The following is a 16,206-nucleotide window of genomic DNA, read 5'->3' as shown; positions in this document are numbered from 1 at the left end:
GAATCGGATTCAGTACGGATCGCCCACAGGCAGTTCGCTGGCCTGGCGGTGCACCCCGCGGTCGGTTATCCAGGCGCTGATCAGCGACGCTGGCGTGACATCGAAAGCGGGGTTGCTGACAGCGGTGCCGGGTGGGCTGAACAGCAGCTCGCCACCTGCGGTTTTAGCGCCACGCACCTCGTCCGGCTGGCGTTGCTCGATGGTGATGGCGGCGCCATTCGGGCAGGCCGGGTCGATGGTGGTCACCGGCGCAGCAAAGTAGAACGGAATCTTGTGGTGATGGGCCAGCACGGCCAGGCCATAGGTGCCGATTTTGTTGGCCGTGTCCCCGTTGGCGGCGATACGGTCCGCCCCGACCAGAACCAGGTCGACCTCGCCGGCGGCCATCAAGCTGGCTGCCATGTTGTCGCAGATCAGCCGATGCGGCACATCGGCGCGGGCCAGCTCCCAGGCTGTCAGGCGGCTGCCCTGAAGTAGTGGGCGAGTCTCATCCACCCACACATTGGGTTTGAGCCCGCGTGCGTGGGCCAGGGTGATGATGCCCAGGGCCGTGCCGATGCCGGCGGTGGCCAGGCTGCCGGTGTTGCAGTGGGTTAGTACCCGGCTTGCACTCGGGATCACAGACAGGCCGGCTTCACCGATGGCCTGACACAGCGCCTGATCCTGATCGAATATGGCCAGCGCGCAGGATGCAATGTGGGCGGCGTCGGCGCCTTGCTGCAGCAGCGGGCGCAGCCGATCCAGATAATTCATCAGATTGACCGCGGTCGGCCGGCTTGCGCGCAGCGCTTCAAGCTCGTCCAGCAGCTGGCTTGCCGGGATGCCGGCCAGGGCCCGCTGGGCCACCATCAGGCTGGCGGCGATACCGATCAGTGGCGCGCCGCGCACGGCCAGCGAGTGGATGTGGCCGATCAGCTCATCGGGTGTGTCGCAGCGGTGCCAGCGCTCCTCGTGCGGGAGCAGGCGCTGATCCAGGATGTCCAGCCGCTGGTCGATAAAACGCAGGCTGGTGGCGCGGCGGTCGAGCGGGTTCAAGGTGTCAGTTGTCCAGGCGGGAGAAGTGCTGGGCGATGTCGTCGCCGGTGAACTGGGCAATCCAGCCTTCCGGGTTGTTGAACAGACGAATCGCGGTGAATGCCGGGTTTGGGCCCATGTCGAACCAGTGGCGGGTGCCCGCGGGGACCCGGATCAGATCGCCTTTTTCGCACAGCAGCTCGAACACCTGGCCGTTGATGTGCAGGGTGAACAGGCCCTGGCCGCGCACGAAGAAGCGCACCTCGTCTTCGGCGTGGGTGTGCTCTTCCAGAAACTTGCTGCGAAAGGCTGCCTTGTCGGGATGATCGGGCACCATGCTGACCACATCCCAGCTCTGATAGCCCGCTTCGGCCACCAGACGATCGATATCGCTTTGGTAGGCAGCAAGAATGTCTTCCTGGCTGGCTTCAGGCGGCAGCTCGACGGCCGCTTCCCAGCGCTCAAGCTGGACGCCGACAGCGCTCAGCGCAGCCTGAATGCGGGGGTAGTCGGTGGTGTCGAGCAGCGCAGCGTGCGGCTGATCGTCAGGGCAGTGGCGCAGGTGGGTCATGCGGCTATCTCCAGGTGGATGTCGTCGAAGCTCGCGACGGCCTCGTGGTCGGTGCGGGTGATGCTCTCATCGCGCACCAGATGAATGGTTTGCAGCCCGGCGTCGCGGGCGGCGTCGAGTTCGGCTGTGACATCGGACAGGAACAGAATATCCGCCGGCGAAAGATCCAGCTCCCGGGTGATCGAACGGTAGCTGGCGACTTCGCGCTTGGGTCCGGTGGTGGTGTCGAACCAGGCCTGGAACAGCGGCCGCATGTCGCCGAAATCGGAGTAACCGAACAGCAGTTTCTGGGCCGGGATCGAGCCGCTGGAGTAGACGCCCAGCTGCGCTCCCTCCCCATGCCAACGGCTCAGGCCCTGATGGGCGTCGGGGTAGACGTGACCGTGAAAGTCGCCGTTTTCGTAGCCGGCTTTCCAGATCTGGCCCTGCAGATTTTTCAGCGGGGTGGCTTTGCGGTCTTCGTCGATCCAGCGGATCAGCAGGTCGATGAGTTCCTCGAGCGTGGCTTCGGGGCGTTCGGCCAGGGCTGCGGCGGCGCGCAACTCGGCGGCCACCTGGGGTTGCTCAGCCTGAGCGCGCAGGAAGGTGGGCAGCTCGGCGCGGGCGTAGGGAAACAGCACCTTGTGCACGAAGGCGATGTCGGTGGTGGTGCCCTCGATGTCGGTGATCAGGGCGCGAATCTTGTGGGTGTTCATGACAAATCCCGGGTGGCCAGACGCTCCTGCCACACGCATTCAAACAGAAATTCCAGGCCTTCCACGTGGCGGTAGGCTTCGTTGAGGTCGCGGCCCCAGGCATACAGACCATGTCCGCGTACCAGCAGGGCAGGCACCACGGTGGCGTCTGCCGGCCAGCGTTCAGCCACCCGCTCGGCCAGCGCGTCGATGTCCTGGGTGTTGTCGAAGATCGGCACGTCCAGGGCGTCGAGATGGCTGGTTTGTCCGTGTATGGCCTTCTGCATTTCAAAGCCGTGAATGCTCAGGCTTGAGCCATGCGACAGGCGTGACAGCACGGTGGCGGTGCTTGAGTGTGTGTGCAGCACCGCACCGATGCGGCTGTCGAGCTGATACAGGCGCGCATGCAACGCGGTTTCGTCGGAGGGCTTGTCAGCGGGGTTGAGCGCCTTGCCCCGGGCGTCGCAGAGCATCAGATCGGCGCGGCTCAGGCGTGTCTTGTCGCGCCCGGAACGGGTGATCAGTCGCAGCTGGTCATCGATCCGGGCGGAGAAATTGCCGCCGGTAGCCGGGCACCAGTGGCGCGCCGCAATCCGCCCGATGGTGTCGAGCAGGGCATCACACAGGGCGGGGTAGTCGTCAGATTGCGGCATGACCATCGGCAGGCGAAAGGGGGCTGCATTTTATCGCCTGCCGATGCTCAGGTGTTTACACCATCAAGGGGCCCATCTTGTTCAGGCCAGAGCCTTGCAGGTGATCGACCCCAAGAGCCTTGATGCCCTCGATCCAGGCGGCATCTTCAATGCCGCAGGCGGTGCACTCCACACCACGCAGATGTGCGCTCTGCGCAATCCAGCGCACCTGAGCCTGGGCCAGGTCATCGTGTGTGGCGCTGCAAATCAGGGTGGCATCCACCTTGACCGCATTGGGACGACAGCTCTGCAGTAGCTGGGCGAAGCCGACGCCGCGGGCCTGGTCGATGGCCACCCTGGCGCCCAGGTTCTGCACGGTTTCGACGAACTGGGCCACTTCACGCAACATCGAGGTGGCGGTGTTCTCGGCAATTTCGAAACACACTTGAGCGGCGTGTGCGGCATGCCGGTTGAGGCGCTCGCTCACGCGCAGGGCGAAGGTGGTGTCCTGCAGGGAGGCGGCTGCGATGTTGATCGAGAAGCTGGCGTACTCGGTGGCAAAGTTGGGGTTGTCCGCAAGCTGTTCCAGCACCTGATCGAGCACCCACAGATCCATCATGGCGGTTTCCCCGATACGGCCAAGTGCGGGCAGGAAGCTGCGCGGTGAGACCCACACGCCATCGGCGTCTTCAATGCGCATATAGCATTCCACGCTGCGCCGATGGTTCTGCGTATCAACGGGCAGAATTTCCTGGGACATCAGATGACCCAGCCCGGCACCCAGGCGCTGCTGCAGCCATTCGGCCCAGCCGCGATCGTCAAAGCGGGATTCGCTGGTGGTTTGTGCAGGGACGCTGGTGTGAACACGGTTGCCGCCGGCACGCCGCCCGGCTCGCAGCATGGCTTCAGCCAGTTCCATCACGCCATTGACGCTGGGCGAATCGCCGTTGAGCGGAAGCAGTGCAATGGTGGCGTTGAGTTCCAGGTTTTCGTTGCGCCAGGTCAACGTCGCCTGCTGCAGTTCCTGGCGCAGATTTTCTGCGCAGTTGCGGGCATCCCCGTCGAGGCTGTCGGGCAGCAGCAGTGCGAATCGACCGGCCGAGATGGCGAAGCACTGGGCGTTGTCGTCGGTGCTCGCGCGGCAGGTTTCGGCGATTTGCCACAGCACTTGTTCGGCGGCCTGGTAACCGTGACGGTCGCTAATGAAATCAAGGTTGTCAGGTGTCAGCAGCATCAGATGGTGCTCGCCGGATTTGATACGCGCGGTGCGCAGCAAATCATCAAGCTGACGGGTGAAGGCGTCTCGCGTGGCCAGGCCGGTGATCGGATCGAGTTGGCTGGGGATGCGCATCGGCGCGCCCCCAGCCTGATCGTCGCGTTCCATTTTGATGTAAGCGCCTACAGCTGTGCCTTCCTTGTCGGTGACAGCCATGGAGGTGACCAGCACCGAGTAGCTTTTGCCGATGCGGTCACGCAGGACGCAGTTCTCCAGATGTGGTGCGGCGTCGGCGGCATCAATGGCGCGCAGTGCGATGCGCTTGACTGGGTGTTGCTCCGGACGCGCTGCGCCGGGGTCAAACAGCTGCATGACTTCGTCAAATGCGCTACCGATGGCATCATCGCGATGGATGCCGCAAAGCTGTGTCGCGGCCGGGCTGATGCCGCGAATCACGCCGTGAATATCGGTGACGACCACCGCTTCGCCACTGGAATTGATGGTCACGCCGGCCAGCGCCATGCTGCGCCGCGCGGCGACGCTGATACGCGACATATCCTGGCGCTGCGCTTTGAGCTGACCGATGGCTTCGTCCAGTTCCTTGCCGCGTTTCTGCAGTTGATAGCGTGTCAGGTGCAGTTGCTTATTGGCTTCCAGCAGCGAGGATGCATCAACGTGCTCTTCACCATGATCGGCGTGACGATAGCCGCTGCGCCAGATCATTGGCACCAGCGCGAAAAGCAGCGCGGCGAGACCCAGCGTGATGGCCGTGTGTACCGAGACACCGCGAATCTCGCCGGGAATCTGGTAGCCGGCCAGCGGCGCGGCAATCAGGCACATCAAGGCCAAGCCGGGCAGCAGGGCGATCTTCAGCGCCGATGTCCACATGCCCAGTGTGGTTGGGACGTGGAGGTTTGCGGAAGGGGCTTTGTTGGCAACATCCATGGTCGTGGTTCCTGGCGCTCGGGGTGCGGTTTTGGGCATATTTGAGTTGCAGCGTCGCGCTTAAGGCGCGAAGTTTTTGAGAAGAACTGCGTTTTTGCGTCATTTTTCTGACACACCCAAGAACTCCGGCCACAAGTCATGTTTTCTTCGTTACTGGTTGTATGCACCGGCAACATCTGTCGCAGCCCGATGGGCGAATTCCTGTTGCGCGATCGCTGGCGCAAATCTGGCGCCCGTGTGGCCTCCGCCGGGGTTGGTGCGATGCTGGGCTGGCCGGCCGACGACGATGCGATTGCGGTGATGGATGACTATGGCATCGACATGCGGGCCCATCAGGCGCAGCAAATCAAGCCGGAGCTGCTCAAGGCTTACGACCTTGTGCTGGTGATGGAAAAACACCATGAGGACTGGATCAACCAGCGTTTTCCGACCACCCGTGGGCGCGTTCATCTGATGAGCAAATGGCAGGCGCGTGATGGCGTGCCAGACCCCTACCGGCGCGGCCGAGCAGCCTTTGAAGCCTGCTATGCCCAGCTCGACGAATGCGTGGATCAGTGGCTGCAGCGCATCGGCTGACTGATCCGGGGCAGGCGCATGCCTGTTTGACGTATACTTTCACCCCTTTTGGCTGAATTTTTTACCGTGGGAGCAAAGCTCTACATCAAGACATTCGGCTGCCAGATGAACGACTACGATTCGGGCAAGATGGCGGCGGTGCTTGAGAAGTCACACCAGGTGGAACGCACGGACAATCCGGAAGACGCGGATATCCTGCTGCTCAACACATGTTCGATCCGCGAGAAAGCGCAGGAGAAAGTCTTCTCCGAGCTGGGCCGCTGGAAACAGCGCAAGCAGACCAAGCCGGATCTGATGATTGGCGTGGGCGGCTGCGTTGCCAGCCAGGAAGGCGATGCGATTCTTGAGCGGGCACCGTATGTCGATCTGGTGTTTGGTCCGCAGACCCTGCATCGTCTGCCCGAGCTGATGGAGCAGCGTGCCAGCAGCGGCCGCGCCGCCATGGACATCAGTTTCCCGGAAATCGAGAAGTTCGATGCCCTGCCTGAACCGCAGGCCGAGGGCGTGACCGCTTTCGTTTCGGTGATGGAGGGGTGCTCCAAGTACTGCACCTTCTGTGTCGTGCCCTACACCCGCGGGGAAGAGGTCAGCCGTCCGTTTGATGACGTGATGGCCGAAGTCCGGGCGCTGGCCGCTCAGGGCGTGCGCGAAATCACCCTGCTGGGTCAGAACGTCAACGCCTATTACGGCAAGATGAGTGATGGCACCACGGCGGATCTGGCCTTGCTGATTCGCTACATCGCCGAAATTGAAGACATCGGACGCATTCGTTTCACCACCTCGCATCCGGCCGAGTTCTCCGACAGCCTGATTCAGGCCTACGCCGATGTGCCCAAGCTGGCCAGTTATCTGCATCTGCCGGTGCAGTCGGGCTCTGACCGCATCCTGATGATGATGAAGCGTGGCCACAGTGCCCAGGAATACATTTCCAAAGTCCAGCGCTTGCGCGCGGCGCGGCCGGAGATCAGCCTGTCCACCGACATCATCGTCGGGTTCCCGAGCGAAACCGACGCCGATTTCGAGGCGACCATGGAACTGGTCGGCTTCGCCGATTTCGATCACGCCTTCTCGTTTGTCTACAGCGCCCGTCCGGGCACGCCGGCGGCCAAGCTGCATGACGGCGTCGATGCGCAGGTCAAGAAACAGCGTCTGCAGATCCTCCAGGATCGGGTGCGCGCGCGCGGCGACGAATTCTCGCGTGCCATGGTCGGCACCACCCAACGTGTGCTGGTCGAGCGTCTGTCACGCAAGGATGTGGGCCAGCTGGCCGGGCGCACCGACAACAACCGCTGGGTCAATTTCACGGCCGAGCCGGAATTGATCGGGCGCTTTGTTGACGTCGAAATTACCGAGGCTTTGCCCAATTCCCTGCGTGGCGTGCTGGTCAACCCGGCAGCCCACGCCGCCTGATGATTGCCTTGCGCTCGTGAACACCTCCAAACAGCTGCGACTCCAGCCGGAGTCGCAGGATCGTCTATCTGCGTTGTGTGGTCCTGCGGATCAGCATTTGCGTCAGCTCGAACGGGATCTCAATGTTGAGATTCGCAACCGCGCCTATGACTTCGAAATCCTCGGCAGTGCCGAAGCGGTTGAGCAGGCGGCCATGACCGTGCGTCGCCTGTACGGTGGCAATGGTGGTGCGACGGTGGACCGCGAGGCCGTGCACATGGCGGCGCGCGAGCAGGTCACCGAAGACAGCGCCGAGCCTCTGCGCATCCGCACGCGCCGCGGTGTGATTCGTCCGCGCAATCCCAGTCAGGCGCATTATCTCGGCAGCATCCAGCGTCATGATCTGGTGTTCGGGGTTGGTCCGGCCGGGACCGGCAAGACCTATCTCGCCGTGGCGGCCGCGGTGGAAGCGCTGGAGCGCGACGAAGTGCGCCGCATCATGCTGGTGCGCCCGGCGGTGGAAGCCGGTGAGCGGTTGGGTTTTCTGCCTGGTGATCTGGCCCAGAAGATTGACCCGTATCTGCGTCCGCTCTACGACGCCCTGTATGAAATGCTCGGCTTCGAGAAGGTCGGGCGGCTGATCGAGCGCAACATCATCGAAGTGGCGCCGCTGGCGTACATGCGTGGCCGCACGCTGAACGAATCCTTCATCATCATGGATGAAGCGCAGAACGCCACCGTGGCGCAGATGAAAATGTTTCTGACCCGGCTGGGCTTCGGCTCCACCGCCGTGGTGACCGGTGATGTGACCCAGGTCGATCTGCCACGGCCTGGCCAGTCCGGCCTGCGTCACGCCACCCAGGTGCTGGACGGCGTGCCGGGAATCAGCTTTACCTACTTCCGTTCCGGCGATGTGGTGCGTCACCCCTTGGTGCAGCGCATTGTCGATGCCTACGGCGAACATGAAGGTGCAAATGACGGTGGGGATGCGCGATGAGCGTGTCGCTAGTTGTTCAGCGCGCCTGTGAGCATGACGCGCCGCAAGATGCGCTGCTGCAAAGCTGGGCCGACATCGCCTTGCGTGATCATCCCGGCGTTGGCGAGCTGGTCATCCGCATCGTCGATGAGGCCGAATCGCAGGCCCTGAATGCGCAGTATCGAGACAAGGACAAGCCGACCAATGTGCTGTCCTTTACCGCCGAGCCCCTGCCCGAAGAGTTTGCCGAGCTGGCGGATGAACAAGCGCTTGGCGATCTGGTCATCTGTGCAGCGGTGGTCGCTGCCGAAGCCCAGGCTCAGGGCAAATCGTTGCAGGCCCATTGGGCCCACATGGTGATCCATGGCTGCCTGCATCTGCTGGGTCATGACCATGTCGAGGCCGATGAGGCCGAACGCATGGAAGACCTGGAACGCAAACTGCTAGCTGAATTGAATTTTTCCGATCCGTACGAGTAACACGATCATGTCTGACGATAATCCTTCGAGTACCGAGGGGCCTTCCGACAACTGGATGCGGCGTTTGGGCCGCAGCCTTGCCGGGGCGCCCCGCAGTCGCGAAGAACTTTCGGCCATCCTGCGCGAAGCGCGCCAGTTCGAACTGATGGATGCCGACGCTCAACTGATGATCGAGGGTGTGCTGAAGGCAGCCGACACCCCGGTCGAGCACATCATGATTCCGCGCTCTCAGATGGTTGTCATCGAGCACGACATGGTGATCGAAGACGTGCTGCGCGCGGTGGTGGATTCCGGTCACTCGCGTTTTCCTGTGATTGGCGAGAACCGCGATCATGTGCTCGGCATCCTGCTGGCCAAGGATCTGCTCAAGTATGCAGGTCAGGACGTGGACACCAGCGAATTCCGCATTCAGGACTGCCTGCGCAAGGCTGAATTCGTGCCTGAGAACAAACGCCTGAACGTGCTCCTGAAAGAGTTTCGCAGCGGGCGTAATCATATGGCCATGGTGGTCGACGAATATGGCGGTGTGTCCGGCCTTGTGACCATCGAGGATGTTCTGGAAACCATTGTTGGTGATATCGACGACGAGTACGACGAAACCGAAGGGGCGTCGATCCTGCGCCAGGACAGCCGCCACTATCTGGTCAAGGGTTTGTGTTCGATTGAGGATTTCAACACCTATTTCGGGGCGACCTTCTCGGACCAGGAGTTCGACACCCTGGGCGGGCTGGTGACGCATCACTTCGGGCGTCTGCCCAAGTCGGGCGAAACCCTCACTCTGGGCGAGTTCGAGTTCCAGGTGGCGCGGGCTGACAGCCGACGGCTGGCCATGCTGCGGGTCACGGTGAGCGGGCAACCGCAGCAGGATTAGTCGTCATGCGCCGGTCCGTCATCGCTGCACTGCTGGGCGGGCTGCTGACCACCGCAGCGTTCGCGCCGCTCAATATCTGGCCGGGGGTGGTACTTGGCCCCTTGTTGTTGCTGTACGCGCTGCGCGGGCGCACACCGCGCCAGGCCCTGCTGCTGGGCGCGCTGTACGGCTTTGCGCATTTTCTCAGTGGCGTGTGGTGGGTGCTGATCAGCACCTGGGTTTATGGCGGTGCGCCGCTGTCCTTGTCGTTGCTGCTGCTGCTCATGCTGGCGCTGTATCTGAGCCTGTTTCCGGCGCTGGCCGCAGGTCTGCAGGCCTGGCTGCACCCGCCCATCAGCGGTCTGCGTGGTCTGTGGCTATGGCCGGCCTGCTGGATGTTTGCGGAGTTTGCGCGCGACACCTTGTTTGACGGCTTTCCGTGGTTTTCGCTCGGCTATGTGGCCACCGAGGTGCTCGGTGGTCTCAAGCTTGCGGCCGTGCTGGGGGTGCATGGCGTGTCGGCGGTGTACGCGCTGCTTGCGGTGGCGCTGCTGACGCTGCTGGCGGGGGGCGCGCGACTGCTGGCGGCGGGCGCTGTGCTGGCGGTTATCACGGCGCATGTGCTGCTGCCAGCGCCATCGCAGTGGACCCAGGCTGCGGGAGAACCCATCGAAGCGGTGCTGATCCAGGGCAATATGAGTCAGGATCAGAAATGGCGACCGGAAAATCGTCTGCCGACCATCGAGCTGTACGAGCGCATGACCTCACAGGCCTGGCCGGCGGATCTGGTGATCTGGCCGGAGGCGGCGATACCGCTGCCCTATGACTATGTCACCTGGCTGTTCGAAGAGCTCGACCTGCGTGCCCGTGAAGCGGGCGGCACGCTCTACGCCGGCATACTGACCCAGCAGGACGGCGCCACTTACAACACCGTCTACGCCCTGGGCCAGGATCAGGGGCGTTATGTGAAGCAGCATCTGGTGCCGTTTGGCGAATACATACCCGCGCCAGCCTGGATTCGCCCGATGTTCGATGTGCTGAATCTGCCGTTTCCGTCGATTGCGGTCGGGCTGGATGGGCAGCGCAGCCTCGATGTGAACGGTCATGCGGTCTCGATGTCGATCTGCTTCGAGGACGTTTTCCCGATGGAAGTGCGCGAAACCTCGCGCCACGCGGGGCTGCTGGTCAACGTGACCAACGATGCCTGGTTTTCCGGTTCGGCGGCGCCCCAGCAGCATCTGCAGATCGCGCGCTTGCGCGCGGTCGAGTCCGGGCGCAGCCTGCTGCGCGTGGCCAATACCGGGATCTCCGCGGTGATCGGGCCGGATGGCATGGTCGAGCAACAGTTGGATTGGGGCGTGCGCGGCAGCCTGCGCGCCCGGGTGGTGCCGCGTGACGGCCTCACGCCCTATCAGCGCTGGGGGCGCTGGCCCTTGCTTGGCTACCTAGCCGTGGCCTTGCTGCTGGGCCTGCTGATGCGTCGCAGGCTGGTAACATAGCGCGCCTTTTTCAAGACCGACTTGTGATGCAGGACCAATACGATCCGCAGGCGATCGAAACCGCGGTGCAGCAGCGCTGGAATGAGGCGCAGGCTTTCAAGGCCAGCGAAGACCCGGCGCGGGAAAAATATTACTGCCTGAGCATGTTCCCGTACCCATCCGGGCGCCTGCACATGGGCCATGTGCGCAACTACACCATCGGTGATGTGCTCGCGCGCTACCACCGCATGTGCGGCAAAAACGTGCTTCAGCCGATGGGCTGGGATGCCTTCGGCCTGCCGGCCGAGAACGCTGCGATCAAGAACCAGGTGCCGCCCGCGGCTTGGACGCGCGAGAACATCGACTACATGCGTGGTCAGTTGCAGCGTCTGGGCTTTGCCTACGACTGGTCGCGTGAACTGGCGACCTGTGATCCGGGCTATTACCGCTGGGAGCAGTGGCTGTTCACCCGGCTGATGAAGAAGGGGTTGGTTTACCGCAAGAATTCGGTGGTCAACTGGGACCCGGTCGACAACACCGTGCTGGCCAACGAGCAGGTTATCGACGGCCGCGGCTGGCGCTCCGGTGCGCTGGTCGAGCAGCGCGAAATTCCGCAGTGGTTCCTCAAGATCACCGATTACGCCGAGGAGCTGCTCAGCTCGCTGGATGAGCTGGAGCACTGGCCTGAGGCGGTCAAGACCATGCAGCGCAACTGGATCGGACGGTCCGAAGGGCTGCGCATTCGCTTCGCCGTGCCCGATGCCGAGCCGCTTGAGGTTTTCACCACGCGCCCTGACACCCTGATGGGGGTGACCTACCTGGCCGTTGCTGCTGGCCACCCGCTGGCCCAGCAGGCCGCGCAGGACAAACCTGAAGTGGCGGCTTTTGTGGCCGAGTGCCAGCGCGGCGGAACCGCTGCGGCGGATCTCGAAACCCAGGACAAAAAAGGCATCGCGCTGGGCATTGATGCCGTGCACCCGGTCACCGGCGAGAAGGTGCCGGTGTGGGCCGCCAACTTCGTGCTGATGTCCTATGGCACGGGCGCGGTGATGAGTGTGCCGGCGCACGACCAGCGCGACTGGGAGTTCGCCCAGGCCTACGGCTTGCCGCTCAAGGCGGTGATTTCGGCTGATGGCGAGCAGGTGCCGGACATTTCCGAGGCCGCTTACACCGCACGCGGTCGTCTGATCAATTCGGGCGATTTCGACGGTCTGGATTTTGACGCGGCCTTTGCCGCGTTACAGCAGCATCTGGGCGAGGCCGCCGAAAAGCAGGTCAACTTCCGTCTGCGCGACTGGGGTGTGTCTCGTCAGCGTTACTGGGGCTGCCCGATTCCGGTGATCTACTGCGATCAGTGTGGTGATCAACCGGTGCCGGAAGACCAGCTGCCGGTGGCGCTACCTGAAGATGTGACGGTGACCGGGGGCGCATCGCCGCTGGCCACGATGGACGAGTGGATCAAGGTCAAATGCCCCTCCTGCGGCGGCGATGCCCGGCGTGAGACGGACACCTTCGATACCTTCTTCGAATCGAGCTGGTACTACGCCCGGTTCGCCTGCCCGGATGCCGACAGCGCCATGCTCGATGCGCGCGCCGACTACTGGGCACCGGTTGATCAGTACATCGGAGGCATCGAACACGCCATCCTGCATTTGTTGTACGCGCGTTTCTTCCACAAGCTGATGCGTGACGAAGGGCTGTTAAGTTCCAATGAACCGTTCAAGCGTCTGCTGACCCAGGGCATGGTGCTGGCCGACAGCTGGTTTACCCGTGATGACAAGGGCGGTCAGCAGTGGGTGTCGCCGCTGGATGTTGAGATTGAGCGCGATGCCGACGGGCGCATTGTCGGTGGCACGCTGAAGTCGGACGGTTCGGTTGTCGAATACGACGGCATGAACAAGATGTCCAAGTCCAAGAACAATGGCATCGACCCGCAGGTCATGATCGAACGCTACGGCGCCGACACCGTGCGCCTGTTCATGATGTTTGCGGCGCCGCCGGATCAGTCGCTGGAATGGTCGGATGCCGGTGTTGATGGTGCGCTGCGCTTCATCAAGCGTCTGTGGCGTCAGGTGCATGCGCACGTGCAGGGCGGCGCTGTGGTGGCGCTGGATGTTGATGCCCTGAGTCGCGAGCAGAAAGGCCTGCGCGCCAAGGTGCATGAAACCTTGAGCAAGGCCGGCGACGACATCGGTCGGCGCATGACCTTTAATACCGCCATCGCCGCAGTGATGGAGCTTTTGAATGCGGTCTCGCGTTTTGCTGATGACAGCGCGCAGGGCCGCGCGGTGGTGCAGGAGGCGCTGGACACTGCGGTGCTGCTGCTGGCACCGATAACCCCGCATGTCTGCGACCAGCTGTGGCAGGCGCTGGGGCATGAGGGTGCAGTGATCGATGCGAACTGGCCGCAGGTTGATGAGCGCGCACTGGTCAGCGACAGCATCGCGCTGGTGGTGCAGGTCAACGGCAAGTTACGCGGGCGTATCGAAGTCGATGCTGCGGCTGACAAGGACGCGATTCTTGCCCAGGCCAAGGCGGACGAGAACGTCAAGCGCCACCTTGAGGGCATGACCTTGCGCAAGGAAATCTACGTGCCAGGCAAGCTGGTCAACCTGGTGGTGGGGTGAACAGCTTGCTGCGCTGCGGGTTGCTGATCGGCCTGATCGGGTTTCTCAGCGCCTGCGGGTTTCAGCTGCAAGGCAGTCACAACTGGCCGTCGGCATGGCCACATTACCGTCTGGACTATTCCGCGCGGCAACCGGCCATGCTGTACTTCGCCACCGCGCTGGATCGCGCCCTGCAACAGCGGGGCGTGACCGCGCAGGGTGAGCCACGTTTCACCATCAAGCTGCACCGCTTGCGTGACACCCGGGTGGTGGCGGCAATTGGTGCGGATGGCAAGGCGGTGGAATACGAACTGGGCCGGCATGTCGATTTCCAGATTCTGGCCGGTGAATGGCGCTCCGAGGTCTACAGCCTGTCGGCCGACCGGCGCATGAGTTTCGACCCCACGGTGGTGCTCGCCAAGGATGTTGAAGAGGCGCGTCTGCGCGAGGGCCTCGCGCGTGACCTGATCGAGCTGCTGCTGCTGCGTGCCGAGGTTGATCTGCGCAGCCTGCCGGGTGATGCCTGACAAGGTCGCAACGCGTCTTGTGCCTGTGCCAGGCATGCCAGATACTCGTCTGACATAACAAAACCCACAGCGGATCAGATCGGGAGACGGTAATGCGTGCATGGAATGCGGCGACGGCCTGCGTTGGCCTCAGTTTGGCGCTGGGCGCCTGTAACGGAGGGCGCATTGATACGCCGCCCTCTCAAGTTCGTTCGGTGGTGCCGCAGGCGGCTCAATGTGGCCCGGGCAGCCAGCCCGAAACCGGGCTGCAAGGTCAGGTGCCACTTGCCGATCGCGACAGCGGACGCAATTTGCAGGCGTATTCCTGCAATCTCAAACAGGTCGGGCAGTACCAGGGGCAGGGTGCCTCGGTGGTCAGTGCATCCAGTGGGCATTGCGCCTATATGTCCAGCGGGCCGATTGCGGCGGTGCTGAGTGCAACCCCCGGTATGCAGGTTGTGGATGTGTCAGATCCCAGCGCACCGGTTTTTGCCGGCCACCATGCTAGCCCGGGCATGCTGCTGGGGACCTGGGAGTCGCTCAAGGTCAACGAGCAGCGCGGCCTGATTGGTGGTGTGGCTGTGGGCCTGCTGACCGCGCCCGGGTTTTTCGACGTGTATGACATCAATGAGGATTGCGCCCAGCCGGTGCACCGCAACGGTTTGCTCGGTACCTCGCTGGAATTGCCAGCCAATCTGCTCGGTCATGAAGGCAACTGGGCGCCTGACGGTCAGACCTACTGGGCGACCGGGCTGGTCGCGGGCAGCCTCACCGCTATTGATGTCAGCGAGCCGGCCCAGCCTCGGGTGGTGTATTCCGGCTTGCAGGGCTTTCCGGCCAATCACGGCGCTGAATTCAATGCAGATGGCACGCGCATGTATCTGGCGACCTGCCTGCCGGGCGGTGTGTTGACCCTGGATATCAGTGAGGTGCAGAACCGCGCCAGTGCACCGCAGGTCCGCCAGATCAGTCATCTGACCTGGAATCCACGCAGTTGTGGCCAGCATGCGCTGCCGGTGTTCTTCGATGGCGTGCCGCATCTGATCGCGCCGGATGAATTTGCCTCGGAAGGCATTCGCATCATCGACATCAGCGATGAAACCGCCCCCGAGGTGATCACCCATCTTCAGCTGGAGATCCAGCGTCCTGAACACGCGGCATTGCGTGTGGAAGACACCGCGCGCAACGGCGCGTTTTCCTATGAAGCGCATTATTGCGATGTCGACCGGGTCGAGAACCCGACGGCGATGGCGTGCGGTTATTTCCAGTCCGGCATCCGCGTGTTCGACATTCGCGATCCACGTGAACCACGCGAGATCGCCTATTTCAATCCGCCGGCCCAGCCCGATGCAGCGCCGCGTCTGCACGGTTCACTGCATGCTTATGGCGGTGGCGTGCTGCCGGTGATTTCCGACCAGAACGCCAGTGGCGAAAACCCGCTGGCGCTGACCCCTTATCTGTTCGATTACGTGGCTGCAGTGCCCGAGCTGTTGGCCATGGGGCTGGGCGCGGTGCATGGCGAGATGAGCGCGGATTGGTGCAGCTCGCCGCCGCGCTTTGTGGGTGAGCAGTTGTGGGTGACCTGCATGGACAACGGTTTCCTGGTGCTGGAATTCGAAAACGGGGTTTATCCGCTGTCCGATAAGGCGCCGTGAAACATGCGCTGACGCTGATGGCAGCGGTGGCCTGTGGCGTGTTCGGGGCGTGGCTGACGATGCCGCAGGCCGCGCCTGCGCACTATGCGGACAACACGCCCGGTGTGGTCGATATCGGCTTTGCCCAGCACATGAGCCAGCATCACGATCAGGCCATATTTCTGGCCACCCTGTTTCTGCACGGTCATGAATCCGGCCTGAACGGCTTTGCTGAAGCGGTGCGCCAGAACCAGCTGCTAGAACTCGGTCAGATGCGCGGCTGGCTCAGCCTGTGGGATCAAGCCCTGGCGCCTTCAGGCCGGTCGATGGACTGGATGCTGGCCGGGCAGCGTCCGCCGGATGCCAAGCTCAAAGCGTATCTGGTGGCCTGCGAGAACTCGGCCAGCGGCATGCCCGGGCTGGCCACCGGTGCCCAGATCGAACAGCTGGATCGGGCGCATGCTGAGGCGCGAGATCGCCTGTTTCTGAACCTGATGATGGCGCACCATGAGGGCGGCCTGCCGATGCTGGAGTTTGCGGCCCGCGAGGCCCGTCTTACGCCGGTGCGCCAGCTGGCCCAGCGCATGCTCATGGCGCAGACACGTGAAACGGTGCAGATGCAGCTGGCCCTGGCGCAGCTGTCTGCAAACCAGTGACGGC

General features: G+C 63.0%; 15 protein-coding genes. 10 read left to right on the top strand and 5 right to left on the bottom strand.

Annotated elements, in window-relative coordinates:
* Window positions 1-9: 9 nt before the first annotated feature.
* From mtnA to ATO7_RS09575, 5 genes are read right to left on the bottom strand one after another with little or no spacing between them, the layout of a single operon-like run.
* Entirely contained in the window at window positions 10-1,035 is a 1,026-nt protein-coding gene (gene mtnA / locus ATO7_RS09595) for an S-methyl-5-thioribose-1-phosphate isomerase (RefSeq protein ID WP_083561504.1), read from the bottom strand.
* 4 nt (window positions 1,036-1,039) lie between these two features.
* Complete coding sequence (locus ATO7_RS09590) at window positions 1,040-1,585, bottom strand: 1,2-dihydroxy-3-keto-5-methylthiopentene dioxygenase (RefSeq protein ID WP_083561502.1); 546 nt, start codon at window positions 1,583-1,585, stop codon at window positions 1,040-1,042.
* Entirely contained in the window at window positions 1,582-2,280 is a 699-nt protein-coding gene (gene mtnC / locus ATO7_RS09585) for an acireductone synthase (protein WP_083561500.1), read from the bottom strand. Before mtnC ends, ATO7_RS09590 begins: the two co-directional genes overlap by 4 nt.
* Window positions 2,277-2,912, bottom strand: coding sequence for a methylthioribulose 1-phosphate dehydratase (locus tag ATO7_RS09580; RefSeq protein WP_146680265.1), 636 nt, complete (start codon window positions 2,910-2,912; stop codon window positions 2,277-2,279). The genes mtnC and ATO7_RS09580 overlap by 4 nt, the downstream gene beginning before the upstream one ends.
* 55 nt (window positions 2,913-2,967) lie before the next feature.
* On the bottom strand, window positions 2,968-5,052 hold the full coding sequence (locus ATO7_RS09575; protein ID WP_158523141.1) for an EAL domain-containing protein: 2,085 nt from the start codon (window positions 5,050-5,052) through the stop codon (window positions 2,968-2,970).
* Window positions 5,053-5,190: 138 nt separating this feature from the next.
* Between ATO7_RS09575 and ATO7_RS09570 the strand changes: the two genes are divergently transcribed.
* The 10 genes from ATO7_RS09570 to ATO7_RS09525 all read left to right on the top strand — a co-directional run bounded on the left by ATO7_RS09570 (window position 5,191) and on the right by ATO7_RS09525 (window position 16,202).
* Complete coding sequence (locus tag ATO7_RS09570) at window positions 5,191-5,628, top strand: low molecular weight protein-tyrosine-phosphatase (protein WP_083561496.1); 438 nt, start codon at window positions 5,191-5,193, stop codon at window positions 5,626-5,628.
* Window positions 5,629-5,694: 66 nt separating this feature from the next.
* The gene (gene miaB / locus ATO7_RS09565) at window positions 5,695-7,038 is read left to right on the top strand and encodes a tRNA (N6-isopentenyl adenosine(37)-C2)-methylthiotransferase MiaB (protein WP_083561811.1); all 1,344 of its coding nucleotides are present in this window, start codon (window positions 5,695-5,697) and stop codon (window positions 7,036-7,038) included.
* A gap of 16 nt (window positions 7,039-7,054) precedes the next feature.
* Entirely contained in the window at window positions 7,055-8,014 is a 960-nt protein-coding gene (locus ATO7_RS09560) for a PhoH family protein (protein WP_083561495.1), read from the top strand.
* Window positions 8,011-8,472 (top strand): rRNA maturation RNase YbeY, encoded by a 462-nt coding sequence (gene ybeY / locus ATO7_RS09555; protein ID WP_083561494.1) that lies wholly within the window; start codon window positions 8,011-8,013, stop codon window positions 8,470-8,472. The genes ATO7_RS09560 and ybeY overlap by 4 nt, the downstream gene beginning before the upstream one ends.
* A gap of 7 nt (window positions 8,473-8,479) precedes the next feature.
* A complete protein-coding gene (locus ATO7_RS09550; RefSeq protein ID WP_083561492.1) occupies window positions 8,480-9,343 on the top strand; it encodes an HlyC/CorC family transporter in 864 nt (287 codons plus the stop codon).
* A 5-nt stretch (window positions 9,344-9,348) separates the two neighbouring features.
* The gene (lnt, locus tag ATO7_RS09545) at window positions 9,349-10,821 is read left to right on the top strand and encodes an apolipoprotein N-acyltransferase (protein ID WP_083561490.1); all 1,473 of its coding nucleotides are present in this window, start codon (window positions 9,349-9,351) and stop codon (window positions 10,819-10,821) included.
* A gap of 26 nt (window positions 10,822-10,847) precedes the next feature.
* A complete protein-coding gene (gene leuS, locus ATO7_RS09540; RefSeq protein ID WP_083561488.1) occupies window positions 10,848-13,427 on the top strand; it encodes a leucine--tRNA ligase in 2,580 nt (859 codons plus the stop codon).
* Window positions 13,424-13,933 carry an LPS-assembly lipoprotein LptE gene (locus ATO7_RS09535; protein ID WP_083561486.1) on the top strand — a complete coding sequence of 170 codons (510 nt, stop codon included), beginning with the start codon at window positions 13,424-13,426 and terminating at the stop codon, window positions 13,931-13,933. The genes leuS and ATO7_RS09535 overlap by 4 nt, the downstream gene beginning before the upstream one ends.
* 92 nt (window positions 13,934-14,025) lie before the next feature.
* Window positions 14,026-15,567 carry an LVIVD repeat-containing protein gene (locus tag ATO7_RS09530; RefSeq protein ID WP_083561484.1) on the top strand — a complete coding sequence of 514 codons (1,542 nt, stop codon included), beginning with the start codon at window positions 14,026-14,028 and terminating at the stop codon, window positions 15,565-15,567.
* The gene (locus ATO7_RS09525) at window positions 15,564-16,202 is read left to right on the top strand and encodes a DUF305 domain-containing protein (protein WP_083561483.1); all 639 of its coding nucleotides are present in this window, start codon (window positions 15,564-15,566) and stop codon (window positions 16,200-16,202) included. Before ATO7_RS09530 ends, ATO7_RS09525 begins: the two co-directional genes overlap by 4 nt.
* The last annotated feature ends 4 nt before the right edge of the window (window positions 16,203-16,206 follow it).

The organism is Oceanococcus atlanticus (genome assembly GCF_002088235.1).
Classification (GTDB): Bacteria; Pseudomonadota; Gammaproteobacteria; order Nevskiales; family Oceanococcaceae; genus Oceanococcus; species Oceanococcus atlanticus.
This window is presented reverse-complemented; position numbering and strand designations above follow the sequence as displayed.